19 protein-coding genes are annotated in these 19,045 nt (G+C 65.9%); 16 read left to right on the plus strand and 3 right to left on the minus strand.

Features of this window, described 5'->3' with window-relative positions; all coding sequences use genetic code 11:
- Window position 1: 1 nt before the first annotated feature.
- The 13 genes from QXZ94_RS04490 (at window position 2) to QXZ94_RS04550 (ending at window position 13,183) form a co-directional block, all read left to right on the plus strand.
- The gene (locus QXZ94_RS04490) at window positions 2–325 is read left to right on the plus strand and encodes an XdhC family protein (RefSeq protein ID WP_315719412.1); all 324 of its coding nucleotides are present in this window, start codon (window positions 2–4) and stop codon (window positions 323–325) included.
- A gap of 3 nt (window positions 326–328) precedes the next feature.
- Window positions 329–1,030 (plus strand): XdhC family protein, encoded by a 702-nt coding sequence (locus QXZ94_RS04495; protein WP_315719413.1) that lies wholly within the window; start codon window positions 329–331, stop codon window positions 1,028–1,030.
- Window positions 1,027–2,634 (plus strand): molybdopterin-binding/glycosyltransferase family 2 protein, encoded by a 1,608-nt coding sequence (locus tag QXZ94_RS04500; RefSeq protein ID WP_315719414.1) that lies wholly within the window; start codon window positions 1,027–1,029, stop codon window positions 2,632–2,634. The genes QXZ94_RS04495 and QXZ94_RS04500 overlap by 4 nt, the downstream gene beginning before the upstream one ends.
- A gap of 296 nt (window positions 2,635–2,930) precedes the next feature.
- Window positions 2,931–3,335: a DUF4189 domain-containing protein gene (locus tag QXZ94_RS04505; RefSeq protein WP_315719415.1), complete on the plus strand. Its 405-nt coding sequence runs from the start codon at window positions 2,931–2,933 to the stop codon at window positions 3,333–3,335.
- A gap of 117 nt (window positions 3,336–3,452) precedes the next feature.
- Window positions 3,453–3,866, plus strand: a complete 414-nt coding sequence (locus QXZ94_RS04510; RefSeq protein ID WP_315719416.1) for a DUF2000 family protein — start codon at window positions 3,453–3,455, stop codon at window positions 3,864–3,866.
- A gap of 139 nt (window positions 3,867–4,005) precedes the next feature.
- Window positions 4,006–5,031: an alcohol dehydrogenase AdhP gene (gene adhP, locus QXZ94_RS04515; RefSeq protein WP_315719417.1), complete on the plus strand. Its 1,026-nt coding sequence runs from the start codon at window positions 4,006–4,008 to the stop codon at window positions 5,029–5,031.
- Window positions 5,032–5,125: 94 nt separating this feature from the next.
- A complete protein-coding gene (locus QXZ94_RS04520) occupies window positions 5,126–6,406 on the plus strand; it encodes an alpha-glucosidase/alpha-galactosidase (protein ID WP_315719418.1) in 1,281 nt (426 codons plus the stop codon).
- A gap of 111 nt (window positions 6,407–6,517) precedes the next feature.
- The gene (locus QXZ94_RS04525; RefSeq protein ID WP_315719419.1) at window positions 6,518–7,192 is read left to right on the plus strand and encodes a TetR/AcrR family transcriptional regulator; all 675 of its coding nucleotides are present in this window, start codon (window positions 6,518–6,520) and stop codon (window positions 7,190–7,192) included.
- Complete coding sequence (locus tag QXZ94_RS04530) at window positions 7,189–7,965, plus strand: efflux RND transporter periplasmic adaptor subunit (RefSeq protein ID WP_315719421.1); 777 nt, start codon at window positions 7,189–7,191, stop codon at window positions 7,963–7,965. Before QXZ94_RS04525 ends, QXZ94_RS04530 begins: the two co-directional genes overlap by 4 nt.
- Entirely contained in the window at window positions 7,962–8,900 is a 939-nt protein-coding gene (locus QXZ94_RS04535; RefSeq protein WP_315719422.1) for an ABC transporter ATP-binding protein, read from the plus strand. Before QXZ94_RS04530 ends, QXZ94_RS04535 begins: the two co-directional genes overlap by 4 nt.
- Window positions 8,897–10,057, plus strand: a complete 1,161-nt coding sequence (locus tag QXZ94_RS04540) for an ABC transporter permease (RefSeq protein WP_315719423.1) — start codon at window positions 8,897–8,899, stop codon at window positions 10,055–10,057. The genes QXZ94_RS04535 and QXZ94_RS04540 overlap by 4 nt, the downstream gene beginning before the upstream one ends.
- Before the next feature lie 111 nt (window positions 10,058–10,168).
- On the plus strand, window positions 10,169–11,410 hold the full coding sequence (locus QXZ94_RS04545) for an adenylate/guanylate cyclase domain-containing protein (RefSeq protein WP_315719424.1): 1,242 nt from the start codon (window positions 10,169–10,171) through the stop codon (window positions 11,408–11,410).
- Window positions 11,411–11,503: 93 nt separating this feature from the next.
- Window positions 11,504–13,183 carry a tannase/feruloyl esterase family alpha/beta hydrolase gene (locus QXZ94_RS04550; protein WP_315719425.1) on the plus strand — a complete coding sequence of 560 codons (1,680 nt, stop codon included), beginning with the start codon at window positions 11,504–11,506 and terminating at the stop codon, window positions 13,181–13,183.
- An 18-nt stretch (window positions 13,184–13,201) separates the two neighbouring features.
- On the opposite strand, the gene QXZ94_RS04555 is transcribed toward QXZ94_RS04550, so the two are convergent.
- Together QXZ94_RS04555 and QXZ94_RS04560 are read right to left on the minus strand one after the other, a co-directional pair.
- Complete coding sequence (locus QXZ94_RS04555; RefSeq protein ID WP_315726096.1) at window positions 13,202–13,663, minus strand: DUF488 domain-containing protein; 462 nt, start codon at window positions 13,661–13,663, stop codon at window positions 13,202–13,204.
- 32 nt (window positions 13,664–13,695) lie between these two features.
- On the minus strand, window positions 13,696–14,520 hold the full coding sequence (locus QXZ94_RS04560) for a DUF72 domain-containing protein (RefSeq protein ID WP_315719426.1): 825 nt from the start codon (window positions 14,518–14,520) through the stop codon (window positions 13,696–13,698).
- A 154-nt stretch (window positions 14,521–14,674) separates the two neighbouring features.
- Between QXZ94_RS04560 and QXZ94_RS04565 the strand changes: the two genes are divergently transcribed.
- The 3 genes from QXZ94_RS04565 (at window position 14,675) to QXZ94_RS04575 (ending at window position 17,889) form a co-directional block, all read left to right on the plus strand.
- Window positions 14,675–14,875 carry a hypothetical protein gene (locus tag QXZ94_RS04565; protein WP_315719427.1) on the plus strand — a complete coding sequence of 67 codons (201 nt, stop codon included), beginning with the start codon at window positions 14,675–14,677 and terminating at the stop codon, window positions 14,873–14,875.
- Between the two features lie 366 nt (window positions 14,876–15,241).
- Window positions 15,242–16,375, plus strand: coding sequence for a glycosyltransferase family 2 protein (locus tag QXZ94_RS04570; protein WP_315719428.1), 1,134 nt, complete (start codon window positions 15,242–15,244; stop codon window positions 16,373–16,375).
- Window positions 16,372–17,889 carry a glycosyltransferase family 39 protein gene (locus QXZ94_RS04575; RefSeq protein WP_315719429.1) on the plus strand — a complete coding sequence of 506 codons (1,518 nt, stop codon included), beginning with the start codon at window positions 16,372–16,374 and terminating at the stop codon, window positions 17,887–17,889. Before QXZ94_RS04570 ends, QXZ94_RS04575 begins: the two co-directional genes overlap by 4 nt.
- 8 nt (window positions 17,890–17,897) lie before the next feature.
- Here the strand turns inward: QXZ94_RS04575 and QXZ94_RS04580 are convergent, their stop codons facing one another.
- Window positions 17,898–18,698 carry an FkbM family methyltransferase gene (locus tag QXZ94_RS04580; RefSeq protein WP_315719430.1) on the minus strand — a complete coding sequence of 267 codons (801 nt, stop codon included), beginning with the start codon at window positions 18,696–18,698 and terminating at the stop codon, window positions 17,898–17,900.
- Between the last annotated feature and the right edge of the window lie 347 nt (window positions 18,699–19,045).

The raw sequence follows: 19,045 nt of genomic DNA on the forward strand, positions 1-19,045 counted from the left end.
CATGCTCGACCGCGACGAAGACATCCTCAAGGCCGCCGAGGACTGGCACAAGGGCGGCCATGGCGTGGCGCTCGCCACAGTGGTCGAGACCTGGGGCTCGGCGCCGCGGCCGGTCGGCTCCAACCTCGTGATCAATGACGAGGGCACGTTTTTGGGCTCGGTGTCCGGCGGCTGCGTCGAGGGCGCCGTGGTCACCGAGGCGCTCGACGTGATCTCCAGCGGCCAGCCGAAGATGCTGGAGTTCGGCGTCGCCGACGAGACCGCCTGGAATGTCGGCCTGTCCTGCGGCGGCACCATCCGCGTATTCGTCGAGAAGGTGGGCTGAGGCATGGACCTTCGCACACTGGCCGAGCTCAATGCCGAGCGCGCCGCGCGCCGTCCGGCGATTCTCGTGACCGACGTCGCCTCCGGCGAGCAGCGCCTGGTCAAGGCTGCGGCGATTGCCACCGATTCCCTGGCGGACGAGCTCGCCAAGCATCTGCGCATGGGCAAGAGCGGCATGGTTGAAGCCGCCGGCAAGCGGCTGTTCCTGAACGTCTACGCGCCGACGGCCAAGCTCGTCATCATCGGCGCCGTCCATATCAGCCAGGCCTTGGCGCCGATCGCCAGGTCGCTCGGCTACGACGTCACCGTCGTCGATCCGCGCACCGCCTTTGCAAGCCCCGAGCGCTTCCCCGACGTGCCGCTGATCGCCGAGTGGCCGGACGTGGCGCTGCCGCCGCTCAACGTCGATCACTACACGGCCTTCGTCGCGCTGACGCATGATCCGAAGATCGACGATCCGGCGCTGCTGCACGCCTTCTCGCGCGACTGCTTCTATATCGGCGCGCTGGGCTCGCGGAAGACCCACGCCAAGCGCGGCGACCGCCTGCGCGCGCAGGGGGCGACTGATGCCGACATCGCGCGCATCCACGCGCCGATCGGGCTCGCCATCGGCGCGGTGTCGCCCTCGGAGATCGCCGTTTCCATCATGGCGCAGATCACCGCGACGTTGCGGCTGCCGGCCAAGGAGAAAGAGCAGGCGGCATGAAATTCGGTCCTGCCAGTCCAGCCGAGGCGATCGGCGGGGTGACCGTTCACACCCTGCGCAAGGGGTCATTGGTGCTCAAGAAGGGCACGCTGATCGGTCCCGCCGAGGTCGAGGCGCTGGTCGGGCAAGGCGTCAACGAGATCGTCGTGGTCCGGCTCGAGGCCGGCGACGTCTCGGAGGATGAAGCCGCCGCCGATGTTGCCAAGGTCGTGGCGGGCGAGGGCATCCATGTCGATCGCGCCTTCACCGGGCGCGCCAATCTGTTCGCGGCGCAGCCCGGCGTGCTGATGATCGACCGTGCCGCCGTCGAGCGCATCAATGGGGTCGACGAGGCCATCACCTTTGCGACCCTGCCGGCTTTCAAGCCGGTGGTCGAAGGCGAGATGGTCGGCACCGTCAAGCTGATCCCGTTCGGCGTCGAGGGCCGCCTGCGCGATGCGGCCGTGGCTGCGGCCGGCAAGGGGGCGCTCAGCATCGCGCCCTATGTCGTCAAGCGCGTCGGCGTGGTCTCGACCATGTTGCCGGGTCTCGCACCCAAGGTGATCGACAAGACGCTGCGGGTGACCGCCGAACGCCTGGCGCCGGCCGGCGCGGGCATCATCGCCGAGCGCCGCGTGCCGCATGAGCAGGCCGCGCTGGCCGCCGCAATCAACGAGCTGCTGGCGCTCGGGGCCGAGCTCGTGATCGTGTTCGGCGCCTCCGCCATCGCCGACCGCCGTGACGTCATCCCCGCCGCCATCACCGGCATCGGCGGTGCGATCGAGCATTTCGGCATGCCGGTCGACCCCGGCAATCTGCTGTTGATCGGCAGCGCCGGCGGCGTGCCCGTGCTGGGCGCTCCCGGCTGCGCACGCTCGCCGGCCGAGAACGGTTTCGACTGGGTGCTGATGCGGCTGCTGGCCGGCATCAAGGTGACACGCGCCGAGCTCACGGCGATGGGTGTCGGCGGCCTGCTGATGGAGATCGTGACGCGGCCGCAGCCGCGCGCCAAGCCGGAGGCGGCCGTGGACGAACGCAAGGTGGCCGCAGTGGTGCTCGCCGCGGGACGCTCGACCCGCATGGGCGGACCGAACAAGCTGCTGGCCGAGCTCGACGGCAAGAAGCTGGTGCGGATCGTCACCGAGCAGGCGCTGGCCTCCCGTGCCTGCGAAGTGATCGTCGTGACCGGCCATCAGGCCGAATTGGTCGAGAACGCGCTGTCCGACCTCGACGTCCGCTTCATCCGCAATCCCGACTTCGCCGGTGGGCTTGCCAGCTCGGTGAAATCAGGCGTTGCCGAGGTGCCCGAGGGCGTCGATGGTGCGGTCGTGTGCCTGGGCGACATGCCTCTGGTGTCGTCGGATCTCCTTGACCGCCTGATCGCCGCCTTTGCGCCCGATCGCGGCAATTTGATCGTCGTCCCCGTGTCCGAGGGGCGCCGCGGCAATCCCGTCCTGTGGTCGCGCCGCTTCTTCGCCGAGTTGATGACGCTCGACGGTGACGTCGGCGCCCGGCATTTGATCGCCAAGCACACCGAGGCCGTCGCCGAGGTGCCCGTCGACGGCGACGGTGCCTTTCTCGACATCGACACACCGCAGGCGCTCGAGGCCGCGCGGCGGGTCTGATCTTTGCCGTCTGCGGGACTCTCACCTCGTCATTCCGGGGCGCGCAGAGCGCGATCCCGGAATCCATACCCCCAGCAAGCCGTGTGAGGCACGCTGGTCGTGAGCATCTCGCCTCACGACATCGTCCTGTGGCTATGGATTCCGGGCTCATTCGTGCTGCTCCAAAATGGCTTCGCCATTTTGCGCGCGAATGCCCCGGAATGACGCCGGTCAGAACCCGCACCTCAATCTCTCATTCACCAAGTTTCAACGACCCCCGGCTAGATTTGCCTTATTGGGCCTCGGGGGAGGAAAAAGTGATCATTTCGACCGCTGCGCGTCGTCTCGCGCTGTTTGCATTTGGCTTGACCGTGATCGTCGGCGCTGCGCGTGTGGCGAGTGACGGCGCCATCAGCCCGGCGCATGCCGCCGGAGCCTTCGCCATCGGCCAATGCGCCGCCTACGGTCAGGCTTTCGATTATCCGGCGGAGCATCTCGCCAAGGCGGCGGCGCTCAAGCAGTGCAAGGGTGAGTGCACGGCCGTGACGATGAAGAAGGCGTGCGCCGCATTCGCGGTCGATCTGGCGAATCCGTGCGGCGCCCACGGCTACGCCGTCAGGCCGAAGATCTCGGCCTCGCTCAACGACGCCACCCGGGAGTGCTACAAATATGGTGGCAAGGAATGCGTCATCCGCGCCTGGGTGTGCGACGCCAAGGGCTGATGGTCCTTACGGCTGCGTAGCGCGCCCGGTTCCCGCACGCTTCAGTTTCAATCAACGCTTCACGCCCGGATTAGCTCGGCTATTCTGGGCGTCCGCATTTTTGGAATTGGACGTGACATGCAATTCGACACCAAGATCGCGCTGATCATCCGCAACGATCTCGAAGCCTGGCAGAAGCTCAACGTCGCGGCATTCCTTGCCAGCGGCATTGCGGCCGCGTTCCCCGAGTGCATCGGCGCGCCCTACGAGGATGGCTCCGCGACGAGCTATCACGCGCTGATCGGCCAGCCGATCCTGATCTACGGTGCACCGGACAACGCAGCCTTGGCACGTGCGTTGGATCGTGCGTTGTCGCGCGATGTGAAGCCGGCGCTCTACACCGAGGACATGTTCAAGACCACGCATGACGAGGCCAACCGTGAGGCGGTGAGGGCTGTGGCGCGCGCCGATCTCAATCTGGTGGGCTTGGCGTTTCGTGCAGAGCGCAAGGTGGTCGACAAGGTCGTCGATGGGTTGAAGTTTCACACATGATATCGAGGGATGCGTCGACTTTGCAGCTGTCATGAAACTGTTACATGCTGCGCATCAAAGCAGCACTCTTATTTGACACCGATCAAGACCGACACCGTTCAGCGTCGTTAGTTTGCGCCTCAACATGAGGAGCAGACAGATGCAGACCATGAAAGCCGCAATCGTCAAAGCCTTCGGCAAGCCGCTCGTCATCGAGGACGTTCCGGTTCCCGTGCCGGGGCCAGGCGAGCTCCTCGTCAAATTGAAGGCCTGCGGCGTTTGTCACACGGACCTTCACGCCGCCTCCGGAGACTGGCCGGTGAAACCCGTGCCGCCCTTCATCCCCGGGCATGAGGCCGCGGGCATCGTCGCCGCGCTCGGGGCCGGCGTCACCGACTTCAAGGTCGGCGATGCCGTTGGCGTGGCGTGGCTGCATGATGCCTGCCTGCGCTGCGAATATTGCGAGACCGGTTGGGAAACCTTGTGCGAGCATCAGCACAACACCGGCTACAGCGTGAACGGCGGCTTCGCGGAATATGTGATCGCCTCTGCGGCATTCGCCGCGCGCCTGCCGGCCAATGTGAACTTCGCCAAGATCGCTCCGATCCTCTGCGCAGGCGTGACGACCTACAAGGGCCTCAAGGAAACCGACACGCGTCCGGGCGAGTGGGTGGTGATCTCCGGCGTCGGCGGCCTTGGTCACGTTGCGATCCAGTATGCAAAAGCGATGGGGCTGAAGCCGATCGGCCTCGACATCGCCGAGGACAAGCTGAAGCTCGCGCTGGAGGCGGGGGCCGAGCATGCGGTCAACGCGCTCGACAAGGATGCCGTGGAGCGGGTGATCGCCATCACCGGCGGGGGCGCTCATGGCGTGCTGGTCACGGCGGTGTCGACGCCGGCTTTCGCGCAGGCGCTGCACATGGTCCGCCGCAAGGGCACGGTCAGCCTCGTGGGCCTGCCGCCGGGTGAATTCCCGACGCCGATCTTCGATGTCGTGCTGAAGCGCATCACCGTCCGTGGCTCGATCGTCGGTACCAGGCGCGACCTCGACGAGGCGATCGCCTTTGCCGCCGAAGGCAAGGTGACGGCCGAGGTGACGACGGCGCCGCTGTCGGAGATCAACACGATCTTCGACCGCATGAAGGCCGGCAAGATCGACGGTCGTGTGGTGCTCGACTTCAACTGATACGTCGGCCCTCATTGAGGCGCCGCCCCGCAAGACGGAGCGGTGATTTGATCTGGATCAGGATGCTGACGCGCGGCGCTGGCACAAATTGCCGATGACCGCCGTCACCAAGATCGTCTTCCTCGGCGCGAGCAGCGCCTCGTTCGGTCTCAGCGTGTTTCGGGACCTGTTCTCGACGCATGATCTGGCCGGCTCGACGCTGGTCCTGGTCGGGCGCGATCCGACCCGGCTGGCCCGATCGGAGCGATTGGCCAGGCTGCTGAACGAGATGTCCGGCGCGGGGCTCAAGATCGAGGCGACGACGGATTGGCGAGCGGCTCTCGACGGCGCCGGCTTTGTGATCCATGCCACCGCGATCGACCGCAACCGGCTCTGGAAGCTCGATTTCGAGGTGCCGCGCAAATACGGCATCCGCCATACGCTGGGCGAGAATGGCGGGCCGGGCGCCTTGTTCTTCACGCTGCGCACCCTGCCGGTCGTCTTCGATTTCGTGCGCGAGATGGAGCTGCGCTGCCCGGATGCGCTGTTCATCAATTTCTCCAATCCCGAGAGCCGCATCATCCTCGCGCTGGGGCGTCACAGCCGCCTCAAACATATCGGCCTCTGCCACGGCATCTTCATCGCGCGCAGCCAGGTGGCGTCCATCCTGGGGCTGGCCGAGGAACGCGTCGAAGTATGGGGCGCCGGGCTGAACCATTTCCAATGCCTGACGCAGATCCGGGACCGCGAGACCGGCGAGGATCTCTATCCGCAGCTTCGCGAGATGGAGCGGAGTTACGACGCCAAGGTCGCCCCGTTGACGCGCGCGCTGCTGCGCGACTTCGGGGTCTGGCTCGGCTGCGGTGACAGTCACGTCGGCGAGTATCTCGCCTATGGCTGGGAGGCGGGCGAGGGCGGTTACGACTTTGCGTGGGACGAGGCGGAGCGGGCCAAGCTGATCCGGCAGATCGATGAGGTCCTGTCCGGTCGTGCCGAGATGCCGGACTGGTGGCGAATGCCCTCCGGAGAGCGTGCCATCGCCGTGATCGGCTCGGTGCTGCACGACCGCAGGCAGGTCATCGAGTCCGGGGTCGTGCATAACCGTCACGTCATCCCCAACCTTGCTGCCGACGCGGCCGTCGAGGTGCCCGTGGTGGCGGATCGCGTCGGCATCCATCCGGTCTCTCTGGGCCCACTTCCCGATGCTGTGGCGAAGCTGATGTCGATCCAGGTGCAGGTGCAGCAGCTGGCGGTGCAGGCGGCCATGACGGCATCCAAGGAGATCGCGCTGCACGCGCTGCTGATCGATCCCGTCGTCAATTCGGCTGCTGCCGCGCGCCAGCTTCTGGACGAGCTCTGGGAGATCAATCGGCCCTACATCAGGCCCTGTGTCTGACCCGTCCGGTTGACTGTCTCGGACGTCCGAGCCGTCGCCTGGGAGGGCCCTCCCAAACCAGCTCACGTGAAACCGCTTTACATTGACTGACTAGTCAGTCATATATCTTCCATGAAGGAACCAACGAAACTGCGTCGAGGCAAGGCTCAGGCGGGCAGGCCAGCGGAAACGGGAGCCGCCCCCTCGCGCCGGGCCGATCGAGCGGCCGAGCGGCGCACCGCGATCGTGCAGGCCGCGATGGATGAGTTCATCGCCCGGGGCTTTGCGGCGACCCGGCTCGACGACATCGCCAAGCGCGCGGGCGTCGCCAAGGGCACGATCTATCTGCACTTCAAGGACAAGGAATCGATGTTCGAGGAATTGATCCGGACCGCGATCGTGCCTTTTGTCGGCCGTCTTGCGGCCCCACTGCCGGCAGGCGGCTCGGTCCGCGACATGGTCGAGGCCCTCGCGAAGATGTTTCTCCAGGAGGTCGCCGGCACGCGCCGTGGCGATCTCGTCCGGCTCATCATCGCGGAAGGGCCGCGCTTCCCGGCGATTGCCGACTTCTACTACCGAGGGGTTGTGTCCCGCGGGCTCGCCGCGATGCGTGCGCTGATCCAGTTGGCGATCACGCGCGGCGAGATCCGCGAGCCAAAGCTCGTCCAGCATCCGCAGCTGATGATCGCACCGATGATGGTGGCGGTGCTCTGGAAGAGCCTGTTCGAGCGCCATGCGCCGCTCGACGCGGAGGCGATGCTGCAGACGCATCTCGATCTGATCTTTGGCCCGAGGAGGCCGACATGAGCCTGCTGCACTGCCTCGCCGTGCTGGTCACGGCGTTCAGCTTCAACGGCTGCAAGGACACGCGCGATCCCGGCTATCAGGGCTGGGTCGAGGCCGACATGATCTTCGTGAGCCCCGACGAGGCGGGGCGGATCACGAAGCTGAACGTGCATGAAGGGGACGAGGTCAAGGTCGGTGATCCGCTCTATTCGGTCGATGACGACCTGCAGCAGGCCGATCTCAATCAGACCAAGGCCACGCTCGCCAATGCGCAGCAGACCTATGATCGCGCGGCGGCCCTGAGCAAGACCGGGGCGGGAACGCAGGCGACGCTGGACTCGGCCGTCTCGGCGTTGCGCGTCGCCGAGGCTCATCTGGTGACATCGCAGACCCGGCTGGCGCGGCGCAAGGGCGTGGCGCCCGTCGCCGGCACCATCCAGCAGATCTATTTCCGCGAGGGCGAGATGGTCGCTGCGCAGCGTCCGGTGCTGTCGATCATGCCTCCGGGCAACATGAAGCTGCGCTTCTACGTGTCGGAGCCGGATCTGCCGAAGTTCGCCGTCGGCGACGAGGTCCGCGTGACCTGCGACAATTGCGCCGCCGACCTCACCGCGCGGGTCTACTTCCTCGCGACGTCCGCGGAGTATACGCCGCCGGTCATCTACAGCCTCGATGAGCGCCACAAGCTGGTCTACCTGATCCAGGCACGACCTTCGCGGCCGGATGCGCTGCGCGTCGGTCAGCCCGTCAGCATCTATCCAAATCCCAAGACTCCGGTGGCGGACAAGCAATGATCGGCGCCGCGCCAGCCGAGATCGCGATCGACGTCCGGGGACTGACCAAGTCCTTCGGCGGCCGCGAGGTCGTGCATGATCTGTCGATGCAGGTCAGGCGCGGCTCGATCTACGGCTTCCTTGGGCCCAACGGCTCAGGCAAGACGACGACGATCCGCATGCTGTGCGGTCTGCTGACGCCTGATGGCGGCGAGGGCACCTGTCTCGGCTTCGACATCCTTCGCGATGCCGACAAGATCAAGCGCCGCGTCGGCTACATGACGCAGCGCTTCAGCCTGTATCAGGACCTGTCGGTGCGCGAGAATCTGGAGTTCGTCGCAAGGCTCTACGGCATGACCGATCCGCAAGGTGCGGCGCGCGATATGGTGCGGCGGCTCGGTCTCGCAGGGCGCGAGCGCCAGCTCGCCGGCGAATTGTCCGGCGGCTGGAAGCAGCGGCTCGCGCTCGGTGCCTGCACCCTGCCGAACCCTCAATTACTGCTGCTCGACGAGCCCACCGCCGGCGTCGACCCCAAGGCGCGGCGCGACTTCTGGAACGAGATTCACGCGCTGGCCGGCGAAGGCCTGACCGTGCTGGTCTCGACCCACTACATGGACGAGGCCGAACGTTGTCATGAGATCGCCTACATCGCTTATGGCCATCTGCTGGCGCACGGCTCCGTCTCCGAGGTGATCGCGCAATCGGCGCTTACCACATACACGGTGAGCGGCGCTGATCTGCGCGAGCTCACCACGGCGCTGGCCGGCAAGCCCGGGGTGGACATGATCGCGCCGTTCGGCACCAGCCTGCACGTGTCCGGCCGCGACCGCCGCGCGCTGGATGCCGCGATCGCGCCCTGGCGCGACAAGGCTGATCTGCGCTGGGAGGAGGCAGCGCCCTCGCTCGAGGACGTCTTCATCGACCTGATGAACCGCTCGCGGGACAATTTCCAATGAGCACCCCGGGCAGGCTCGATCATTCCGCCCCCGAGCGGTGGTTCGGCTTCTGGCGCCGCACCTATGCAATGCTGGTCAAGGAGTTCATTCAGCTCAGGCGCGACCGGGTGTCGTTCGCCATGATCGTAATGATCCCGGTGATGCAGCTGATGCTGTTCGGCTACGCCATCAACACCACGCCGCACCACCTGCCGGCGGCGGTGCTGCTGCAGGAGGACAGCGATCTCGGCCGATCGATCCTGAAGGCGATGGAGAACACCGCCTATTTTCGCTTCACCCGCGAAGTCAGCAGCGTCGCCGAGTTCGACGACCTCCTGCTGTCCGGCAAGGTGCTGTTCGGCGTCGAGATCCCGCGCGGCTTCGAGCGCGCGGTGCGTCGCGGCGACCGTCCGGCGCTGCTGGTGGCCGCGGATGCCACCGATCCGGTGGCGGCGTCCTCGGCGCTGTCCTCGCTCGGCATGATCGTGCAGACCGCGCTCGCCCACGATCTCTACACCGGCAACCCCGTCACGACCCCGTTCGAGATCAGGGCCCACGCCCGCTACAATCCGGCGGCGTCGTCGCGGCTCAACATCGTGCCGGGCCTGGTCGGCACCATCCTGACCATGACGATGCTGATCTTCACCGCCCTGTCGGTGACCCGCGAAATCGAGCGCGGCACGATGGAGAGTCTGCTGTCGATGCCGATCAAGCCGGTCGAGGTCATGCTCGGCAAGATCATCCCTTATGTGATGGTCGGATTCCTGCAGGCCACGATCATCATCGGCATCGGCGTGCTCCTGTTCGGCGTGCCGATCATGGGAAGCCTGCTGCTGCTGGCGCTGCTCTCGACCCTGTTCATCGCGACCAACCTCTCGATCGGCTACACGTTCTCCACCCTGGCGCAGAACCAGCTGCAGGCGATGCAGCTGTCGATGATGTTCTTCCTGCCCAGCATCCTGCTGTCCGGATTCATGTTTCCGTTCCTGGGCATGCCGCAATGGGCGCAGATCCTCGGCGAGTGCCTGCCGCTGACGCATTACCTTCGGATCGTCCGGGCCATCATGCTCAAGGGCTCGACGCTCCAGAACCTGCAACATGATACGATCGCCCTGGTCGGCCTCATGCTGTTTGCGATGACGGTCGCCGTCTTCCGCTTCCGCCGCACCCTCGATTGAGGCACAATGCCGGCCGGGCATGGAGGCGGCTGGGGCACGATGACGATCTCCGGGGGGCTAGAGACCGGCGAGAGGTTGGCGGGAACGTCGGCAGCGTTCGATCTGGCGCTGATGCGTCAGACGTTGAACACCGAGCTGCTGCGCGTGAAGGCCCTGATCGCGACCGCCGCGTTGTTTCTCGTGATCTCTGTGCTGGTCGAGATCTTCCAGCCGAAGATCTCGGAGTGGATCTGGCCGAGCCGGGTGGGGGTGCTCTACGTCTACGCGATCATCGCTGCATTCATCGGCTTCGAGACGCTCATCCTGTTCAGGATCAAGGCGGACATCCGCCTCGGCCGGGATGTCCCTGTGATCTGGCGCTACGTCAGCGCGCTGGTCGAGACGTCGCTGCCCACATTGGTGCTCATGCTGCAGATCGAGGGCATCGGCCACGACAAGGCGCTCGGCTTCGGCGCGCCGCTGGTCTATTTCATCTTCATCATTCTCTCGACGCTTCGGCTCGATTTCTGGCTGTCGAGCTTTACCGGCCTGGTGGCCGCGGCCGAATTGCTGATCGTGGCGCTGGTGGATCGTCCCTCCATCGACGTGAGCCAGAATCCCGAGATCTATTATCATGGTGAGCGCAGCTTCATCATCCTGCTGTGCGGCCTGCTCGCGGGAGCCGTCAGCGTGCAGCTGCGCCGGCAGTTTGCGGCGAGCATCGAGGCCGCATCGGCGCGCGATCGGGTCACCGATCTGTTCGGCCAGCACGTCTCACCGCAGGTCGTCGAGCGTTTGATGAAGGAAGGCACGGCAGAGGCACGCGACATCCGCGAGGTTGCCGTCATGTTCGTCGATTTCCGTGGCTTCACCGCCGCCGCGCGATCGAAGCCCCCGCAAGAGGTCGTGGATCGTCTGGACGGCGCATTCGCCGTGCTCGTCGAAATCCTCGAGCGGCATGGCGGCATCGTCAACAAGTTCCTCGGTGACGGCTTTCTGGCGCTGTTCGGTGCACCGTTCGAATCGCGCGATGCCGCCGCGCAGGCGGTCCTGGCGGCGCGCGAGATGGTGATCGCGATGGAGCGCGTGAATGCCTTGTCGTCCTGGCCGCTGCGGATCGGGATAGGCATTCACCTCGGCGAGGTCGTCGCCGGCAGCATCGGCTCGCCACGCCGCAAGGAGTACACCGTCATCGGCGACACCGTGAACTTCGCCTCGCGGCTGGAGGCGCTGAACAAGGAGTTCGATTCGCAGCTCCTGATCTCTTCCGAGGTGCGGCAGGCGGCGGGAGACGGGGCGCACGACGCCGTCTTCCACGGCGAGGTTTCGGTGCGGGGCTATGACAGGCCCTTCGAGGTGTGGCAATTGCAATAGGCCGTGCGCGGATGCTGCACGACCTGGGCAATTTACATTGCCCGAAACCCGCGCTTAACTGCGCGCAACGAACAGAATATCAGGGGGGAATGCATGATCCGAACCGGTATGTCGCTTGTGGCCGGGCTGGCGCTCGTAGGCGCGGCCGGCTCTGCGCAGGCCGAGGATGCTGGCTGCAGCAAGGTGACCGCGGAGGCGCTGAAGGTCTCCGGGCTGACCCTGACCGGATCGAAGCTTCAGGAGGCTGCGGATGGCCTGCCGCGCCACTGCATCCTCTCCGGCAAGGTCAACGAGCGGACCGGTGTCGACGGCCGTGCCTATGCGATCCAGTTCGAGATCCGCCTGCCGGAGACTTGGAATGGCCGCTTCCTGCATCAGGTCAATGGTGGCAATGACGGCGTCGTGGTCCCGGCGCTTGGCGACAAGGCCGATGGTCTCGTCAGTGGCGGCGTGACGCCGCTCGCCCGCGGCTTCGCGGTGCTGTCGTCCGACAGCGGCCATTCCGGAAGCGATCCCGCCAACAAGCCGCGCGGCCTTGCGGCCGGTTCGGCCTTCGGTCTCGATCCGCAGGCCCGGCGTGATTACGGCTATTCGGCCGACATCACCCTGGCGCCGATTGCCAAGGCGATCATTGCGGCGCACTACGGCAAGAAGCCGGATTATTCCTACATTGCCGGCTGCTCCAATGGCGGTCGCCACACCATGGTGGCTGCCGAGCGCATGCCCGAGCAGTATGACGGCTTTCTGGTGGGCAATCCCGGCTTCAACCTGCCGCGCGCCGCCGTGCAACACGCCTGGGACGTGCAGGCGCTGACCAAGGCCGACGCGGACATCCGCAAATCGATCACCCGCGAGGATGCCAAGCTGATCTCGTCCAAGATCATCGAGCTCTGCGACGGGCTCGACGGCGCCAAGGACGGGCTGACGGCGAACCTCAAGGCCTGCCAGAAGGCATTCAGTTTCGACAGCCTGCGCTGCGCGGCGGGGGCCACGGAGGCCTGCCTTCCGGCCGCCAAGGTCGACGCGCTGAAGAAGAGCTTTTCCGGTCCGCACAATTCGAAGGGCGAGCCGCTCTACTCGGATTGGCCGGTCGATGGCGGCGTCGGCACCGGCAACTGGCGTGCCTGGAAGGTCGAGAGCCCGGTTGCGCCCTGGAATAACCTTCCGATCATTGCCACCATGGGCGGGGCTTCGCTCAACTACATCTTCTCGACTCCGCCGGTCGAGATCGAGGGCTCGCCCGACAAGCTGGTCGAGAAATTGCAGACCTACGACTTCGACAAGGACGCACCGAAGATCTACGCCAAGGACGGACCGTTCACGGAATCCGCGATGGATTTCATGACGCCGCCCGCCGTGGACAATCCGACCTTGCCGGCCTTCCAGGGCGGCGCGCGCAAGATGCTGATCTATCACGGCCAGGCCGATCCGGTGTTCTCGGTCAACGACACCATCCGCTGGTACGAGAAGCTCAACGCCAATCTGCAGGGCAAGGCCGACGGTTTCGCGCGGCTGTTTGCGCTGCCCGGCGAGACCCATTGCGGCGGCGGCGTCACCCTGGAGAAGTTCGATGCGCTGGGCGCGCTGATGGACTGGGTCGAGAAGGGCAAGGCGCCGGAGGCGATCACGGCGACGGTGAATGCAGCCAACAAGGAGGTCCCCTCGAACTGGAGCCCGCAGCGCACCCGGCCGCTTTGCCCGTGGCCGAAATTTGCCAAGTATGTCAGCGGCGACATCGAGCAGGCGTCGTCCTTCAGCTGCGCTGCGGAGTAACAGCCGGAGCGCAACGGCCTAAACCTGAGGCGCGACCAGATTCTCGATCCGGACCTTGTCGCGTTCCTCGATGATCTCGGCGATCCATTGCCGGTGACAATGGGCGTGGTCGCGCTCGTAGCACAGCAGGCATACCGGGCCGGCGCTCTTCACCAGTGACGCCAATTCGTCCATCTGCTCCTTTGCCTGCGGCGTCTTCAGATGCTGGCTGTAGATCCGATGCAGCGTATCGTAGTGGCCGCTGCGGGCGGCCTCGCGGCCTTCCTTCGGCGTGCCGAGCCCGCGCAGATGAACGTAGGCGATGCCGCGCTCGTCGAGCCCGGCCGCGAGCTGGCTCTTGGAGAAGCCCGGCCGGCGCGAGGCGGCGACGGCACGGACATCGACCAGCAGCTTGACGCCGGCCGATTGGAGCTCGTCGAGCACGGCCTTGGCCGGGGTGTGCTCATAGCCGATGGTGAACAGCGTCTTGCTCTTGGCCATTATGTTCTTGGCCATCATGCGCCTCCTTGACGTCAGCTCACGCGCTCGATGAGCTCCATTGCACCCGCCGGCGCGCGCACCTTGCCTTCGTGGATGACATAGGCGAACACGTCGCGCGGCGTCTTCTTCAGCGACGTCTCGTCAACCCGCGGCAAATCATCCGGTTCGTCACCGGCGGCCCAGAGCTGCAGCCGCTTGGCCCAGGCATCGAGCTGCTTCGGCGGATAGCAGGTCTTCAACTCGTCATTGCCCTTCTGCAAGCGCGCATAGACGAAGTCGGCGGCGACGTCGGCAATTGCCGGATACTTGCCGTGCTCCGCGAACACCACCGGCGTTGCGAATTCGCGCAGCAGCGCGACGAAGCCGGGCACGCAGAAGCTATCGTGCCGCACTTCGACCACATGGCGCAGCTTGCGGCCGTCCAGCTCGCGCGGCAGCAGCTCCAGGAACTTGCCGAAATCGGCCTCGTCGAATTTCTTGGTCGGCGCGAACTGCCACAGCACCGGGCCGAGCCGGTCGCCGAGCTCGAGCACGCCGGTGTCGTAGAAGCGCTTCACGGAATCGCCGGCCTCGGCGAGCACACGGCGATTGGTCGCGAACCGCGGGCCCTTCAGCGAGAAGATGAAGCCGTCCGGCACCTCGCGCGCCCATTTGCGAAAGCTCTCCGGCTTCTGCGAGCCGTAATAGGTGCCGTTGATCTCGATCGAGGTCAGCTTGGACGCGGCGTATTCCAGCTCCTTTGATTGCGGCAGCTTGTCCGGATAGAACACGCCGCGCCAGGGCGCGAAGGTCCAGCCGCCGATGCCGATATAGATCTGGCTCTTGGATTGCGAAGCGCGTGCAGGAGCTTTGCTCACTGGAGGTTCCGTTGCTGGCAAGAGGGGAGGTAGCCTGCGGCAGAGTAGTCAACTGCGGCGCTTCTGACCAGTTTCGGCGGTGTTGCGTTGCCGCTCTTCCAGCCATGCTGAGCCTCGTGTATCGAGGGGACGGCTGGGAAGGGGAGATGTGACCATGAAAGCGGAATCGGTCGGCGGCCTGCTGGGCGCGATCGTCGCGGCGGCCGTGCTGGCGGCGGCGTTCTATTACGTTCCTGTGGGGCCGATGGCCCGTCCGGTGCAGCCGGCCAAGGTCGAGGTGCCTCCGACGGCCGTGCAGACCGTCCCGGTCGCGCCGGCGGTGCGTGGTCCCGTCGTGCGCGAGGTTCCAAACTAGGAGGTCAAATGAGCGTAAGCGACATCCGGGACCCGACGAGCTGGACCGGAGAACCCGGATGTCGCTGCGCTCATCTGGGCTACGGAATTGGGCGCCTCTTGAATCCCGTCCGGGGCACCCCATTTGGGTACAGACGGTGACGTCGAGCTCCGCAAGGGTTCCGGCACCGAGACGACCACGGCAGAGCGGCTGCGCCGGATGTACGCGCACCCTTTGTTTGTGGTCGTTGTCGTTTTTGGGCCGGGCGGCCTCGAGCCATGCCTTCTGGGCCCGTTGCGCAGCAGCGCCACATGCCGGGCTTTTTGCACCGTTGGCCGACCGCCGCGCTTGGCAGGGTGGGGTGCGGCGGATATACGCATCCGCACCATGAACGAAGCCATCCGAACGGCCCCGCCAGTGCCGCTGCAAACCGCTGATATTCCGATCGTTTCGGTGGTCGTGCCGACCTTCAACGAGCGCGACAATGTCACCACGCTGTACCGGCGGCTGGAGGCGACGTTCAAGGACGTGCCGTGGGAGGTGGTGTTCGTCGACGACAACTCCCCTGACGGCACCTGGCAGGTGGTGCGCGAATTGTCGCGCAACGACAACCGGGTCCGCGGCATCCGCCGCATCGGACGCCGTGGATTGTCGGGCGCCTGCATCGAGGGCATCCTCGCCGCCAGCGCGCCCTATGCGGCCGTGATCGACGCCGATCTGCAGCATGACGAGACCCAGCTGCCCAAGATGCTGGCTCTGTTGCAGAGCGGCGCTGCCGAGCTCGTGGTCGGCAGCCGCTACATCGCAGGCGGCAGCGCGGCCAGCTTCGACAGCAAGCGGGCAGGGGCCAGCGCCTTCGCCACCGAGATCGCGCGCCGCGCGCTCAAGGTCGAGGTCAACGACCCCATGAGCGGCTTCTTCATGATCCGCCGCGACCGCTTCGAGGAGATCGCGCCGAAGCTCTCGACCCAGGGCTTCAAGATCCTGCTCGACATCATCGCCAGCGCGGAAGGTGGGCTGCGCACCCTGGAGGTGCCCTATACGTTCGGCTCGCGCCTGCATGGCGAAAGCAAGCTCGACTCGATGGTCGCGCTCGACTTCCTCGGCCTCGTGCTGGCCAAGATGACCAACGACGTGGTGTCGCTGCGCTTCCTGCTGTTTGCCATGGTCGGCGGCACCGGCCTCGTCGTGCATCTCGTCACGCTCTTTCTCGGTCTCAACGCGTTCGACCTGCCGTTCGCGGAGGCGCAGGCGCTCGGCGCCTTCGTCGCGATGACCTCGAACTTCATCCTCAACAACTTCCTCACCTATCGCGACCAGCGGCTGAAGGGCTTTGCCATCCTGCGCGGCCTGCTTGCATTCTATCTGGTCTGCTCGGTCGGACTGCTCGCCAATGTCGGCGTCGCCTTCTCGGTCTACGACCAGGAGCCGATCTGGTGGCTGGCGGGCGCCGCCGGCGCGCTGATGGGCGTGGTCTGGAATTACGCGATCTCCGGATTGTTCGTCTGGCGCAAGCGATGACCTCTGCGGCAGGCGCCGACGATGCCCGGCTGGTCCGCAACGTCTGGCTGACCATCGCGGGCCTCGTCGTGCTCAGGCTGGCCGCTGCAGCGGTCACGCCGATCACCTTCGACGAAGCCTATTACTGGATGTGGTCGAAGCATCTGGCCGGTGGCTACTACGACCATCCGCCGATGGTCGCCGTCGTGATCCGCCTGGGCACGCTGATCGCCGGCGACAGTGAGTTCGGCGTGCGTCTGGTCTCGATCCTGCTCGGCCTGCCGATGAGCTACGCGGTCTATCGCACCGCGCAGATCCTGTTCGGCAGCGTGCGCGTGGCGGCCACCGCGGCGCTGCTGCTCAACGTCACCCTGATGGCGGCGGTCGGCACCCTCATCGTGACCCCTGATGCGCCGTTGCTCGTGGCCTCCAGCTTCGTGCTGTTGTTCTGCGCCAAGGTACTGGAGACGGGCAGGGGCGTGTGGTGGCTCGCCGTCGGTGCCGCAGTGGGCGCGGCGCTGCTGTCGAAATACACCGCGATGTTCTTCGGCGCGGCGATCCTGATCTGGCTCGTGGCGGTGCCGAAGCTGCGGCATTGGCTGGCCTCGCCTTGGCCCTATCTCGGCGGCATCGTGGCGTTCGTGATCTTCTCGCCGGTGATCCTGTGGAATGCCGATCACCAATGGGTGTCGTTCATCAAGCAGCTCGGCCGCGCCAAGGTCGAGGACTTCCGGCCCGTCTACATCGCCGAAATCGTTCCGACCCAGTTCGCCTTCGCGACCCCGCTCGTCTTCATCCTCGGCGTGATGGGCCTCTATGCCCTGGCGCGGCGCCGGGCAGGCGAGGCGGCGTCGCGCGTCCTGATCGAGGCGATGGTCTGGGTCATCGTGGCCTATTTCGTCTGGCACTCCCTGCATGCACGGGTCGAAGCCAACTGGTTCGCACCGATCTATCCGGCCTTCGTCGTTGCCGCTGCAGCTGCCGCGCATCTCGTCGCCTGGACGCCGCGCGAGCGGCGCACCGCCGCCTTCTGCCTGCGCTGGGCGCTGCCGGCCGGCATCGTCATGTTCGTCGCCCTGATCGTGCAGGCCAACACCGGCTGGCTCTCGGGCTACAAGCGCGATGCCACCGTGCGCAGCGTCGGCGTCGGCTGGCAGCCGCTCGCGGCGGCGATCGAGGCGGCGCGCGCTCGCGCCGGCGCGAACTGCGTCCTCGCGATGGATTATGGGACCACCGCCTGGCTGTCGTTCTATCTGCCGCCCGGGACCTGCGTGCTGCAGCCGATCCAGCGCATTCGCTGGGTCAATTTCCCCGAGCCTGATCCGGCCAAGCTCGCGGGCACGCAGTTGCTCGTCGACGAGGCGCAGATCGCGACGCGGTTCTACGTCGAAAACACGTTCGCCCGGGTCGAGAAGGTCGGAGAGGCCGAACGCAGGCGCGGACCCCTGACCATCGAAACCTACGCCTTCTATGCGCTCAGCCAGCCGAGGAGCGAGATCATCGATCGCACGCCGCCGCCCGAGCTGCTGCGCTGAGGCGCGCCTCAGGCCTGCTGCGGGATGACGTCCGCCAGCGTCCTGTCCCGGCCATGGATTGCGACCATGTTGATGCCGGCGTCGATGGTCTTGTAGCCGCGGCGTTCGAGCCATTGCCGCAACTGCTCGGCATCGGTCTTGATCTTCTCGATCAGCATGATCGGCGTGCAGCGCTCGATCGTCGCCGCTGCCCCTTCGAGCGCCTCGATCTCCATGCCCTCGACGTCGAGCTTGATCAGATCGCAGCGTGGCAGGTTGAAATCGTCCAGCGGCAGCTTGCGTACCTCGACGGTGTTGTTCGCGTAGTCGATGGCCTGACCGATGAACTCGGTGTTGGGCCGCTGGCGCAGTTCGAGGCTGCCGAAGCTCGACGGCGTCAGATAGTTCGGGCTGGGAATGTCGAGCACGCCGCGCTCCGAGGACACCGCGGCATGGACGGCAATGGCGTTGAAGCAGTTGTTGATCGCGATGTTGCCGGCGAGCGCGTAGTAGATGCGCTCCTGCGCCTCGATGGAGAGCACGGAGCCCCAGCCGGTCATCGCCTTCGCCCACTCGATGGTATGGACGCCGATGTTGGCGCCGCAGTCGATCGCGACCGCGCCATCGCCATGGTGCCTGCGGCGCAGGTTGAGCAGGCGCACCGCGAGCTGCACCTCGCTTGGATCGAAAGCTCCCGTCTCCAGGATCTGGTAGCCGACGCCGTAGCCCCTGTTGGCATCGACCATGCGGTAGTCGAGCCGGTTGACGATCATCGTGCCGTTGTTGCTGGAAGCCAGGACGAAGGCCAGCTTCCGGTCGGGGATCTGCATGGAAGTCCTTCTCGTGTCGTCTCGGCAGGAGCGGACGCGGTACGATATGCCGACGGGGTGATGCGAAGAATCGGCCGCTACCATACTGCCGCCAATCGAAAGAAGCCGCCAAATCCGGACTCTTACGGACGCAATCGGCCGGCCGTGGTCGCGGCTGACCGGAGAGCCGTGGCCATCCGGCGCCGTAGAGAGCGATCTGCGCCCGCGCGCCGGCTCGGCCGCCGGCTGCGCCTCGGCAACCGGTGCTTGCACGGCTTGACGTATTCAATACTTGCGCGGGGAGCGGGAACGTCGGTTTCGCAGCGGCTGGGCCGGGACCTTTGACGACCCACGACTTGGACTTTTAC

Source organism: Bradyrhizobium sp. SZCCHNS2022, assembly GCF_032377575.1.
Taxonomy (GTDB): domain Bacteria; phylum Pseudomonadota; class Alphaproteobacteria; order Rhizobiales; family Xanthobacteraceae; genus Bradyrhizobium; species Bradyrhizobium aeschynomenes.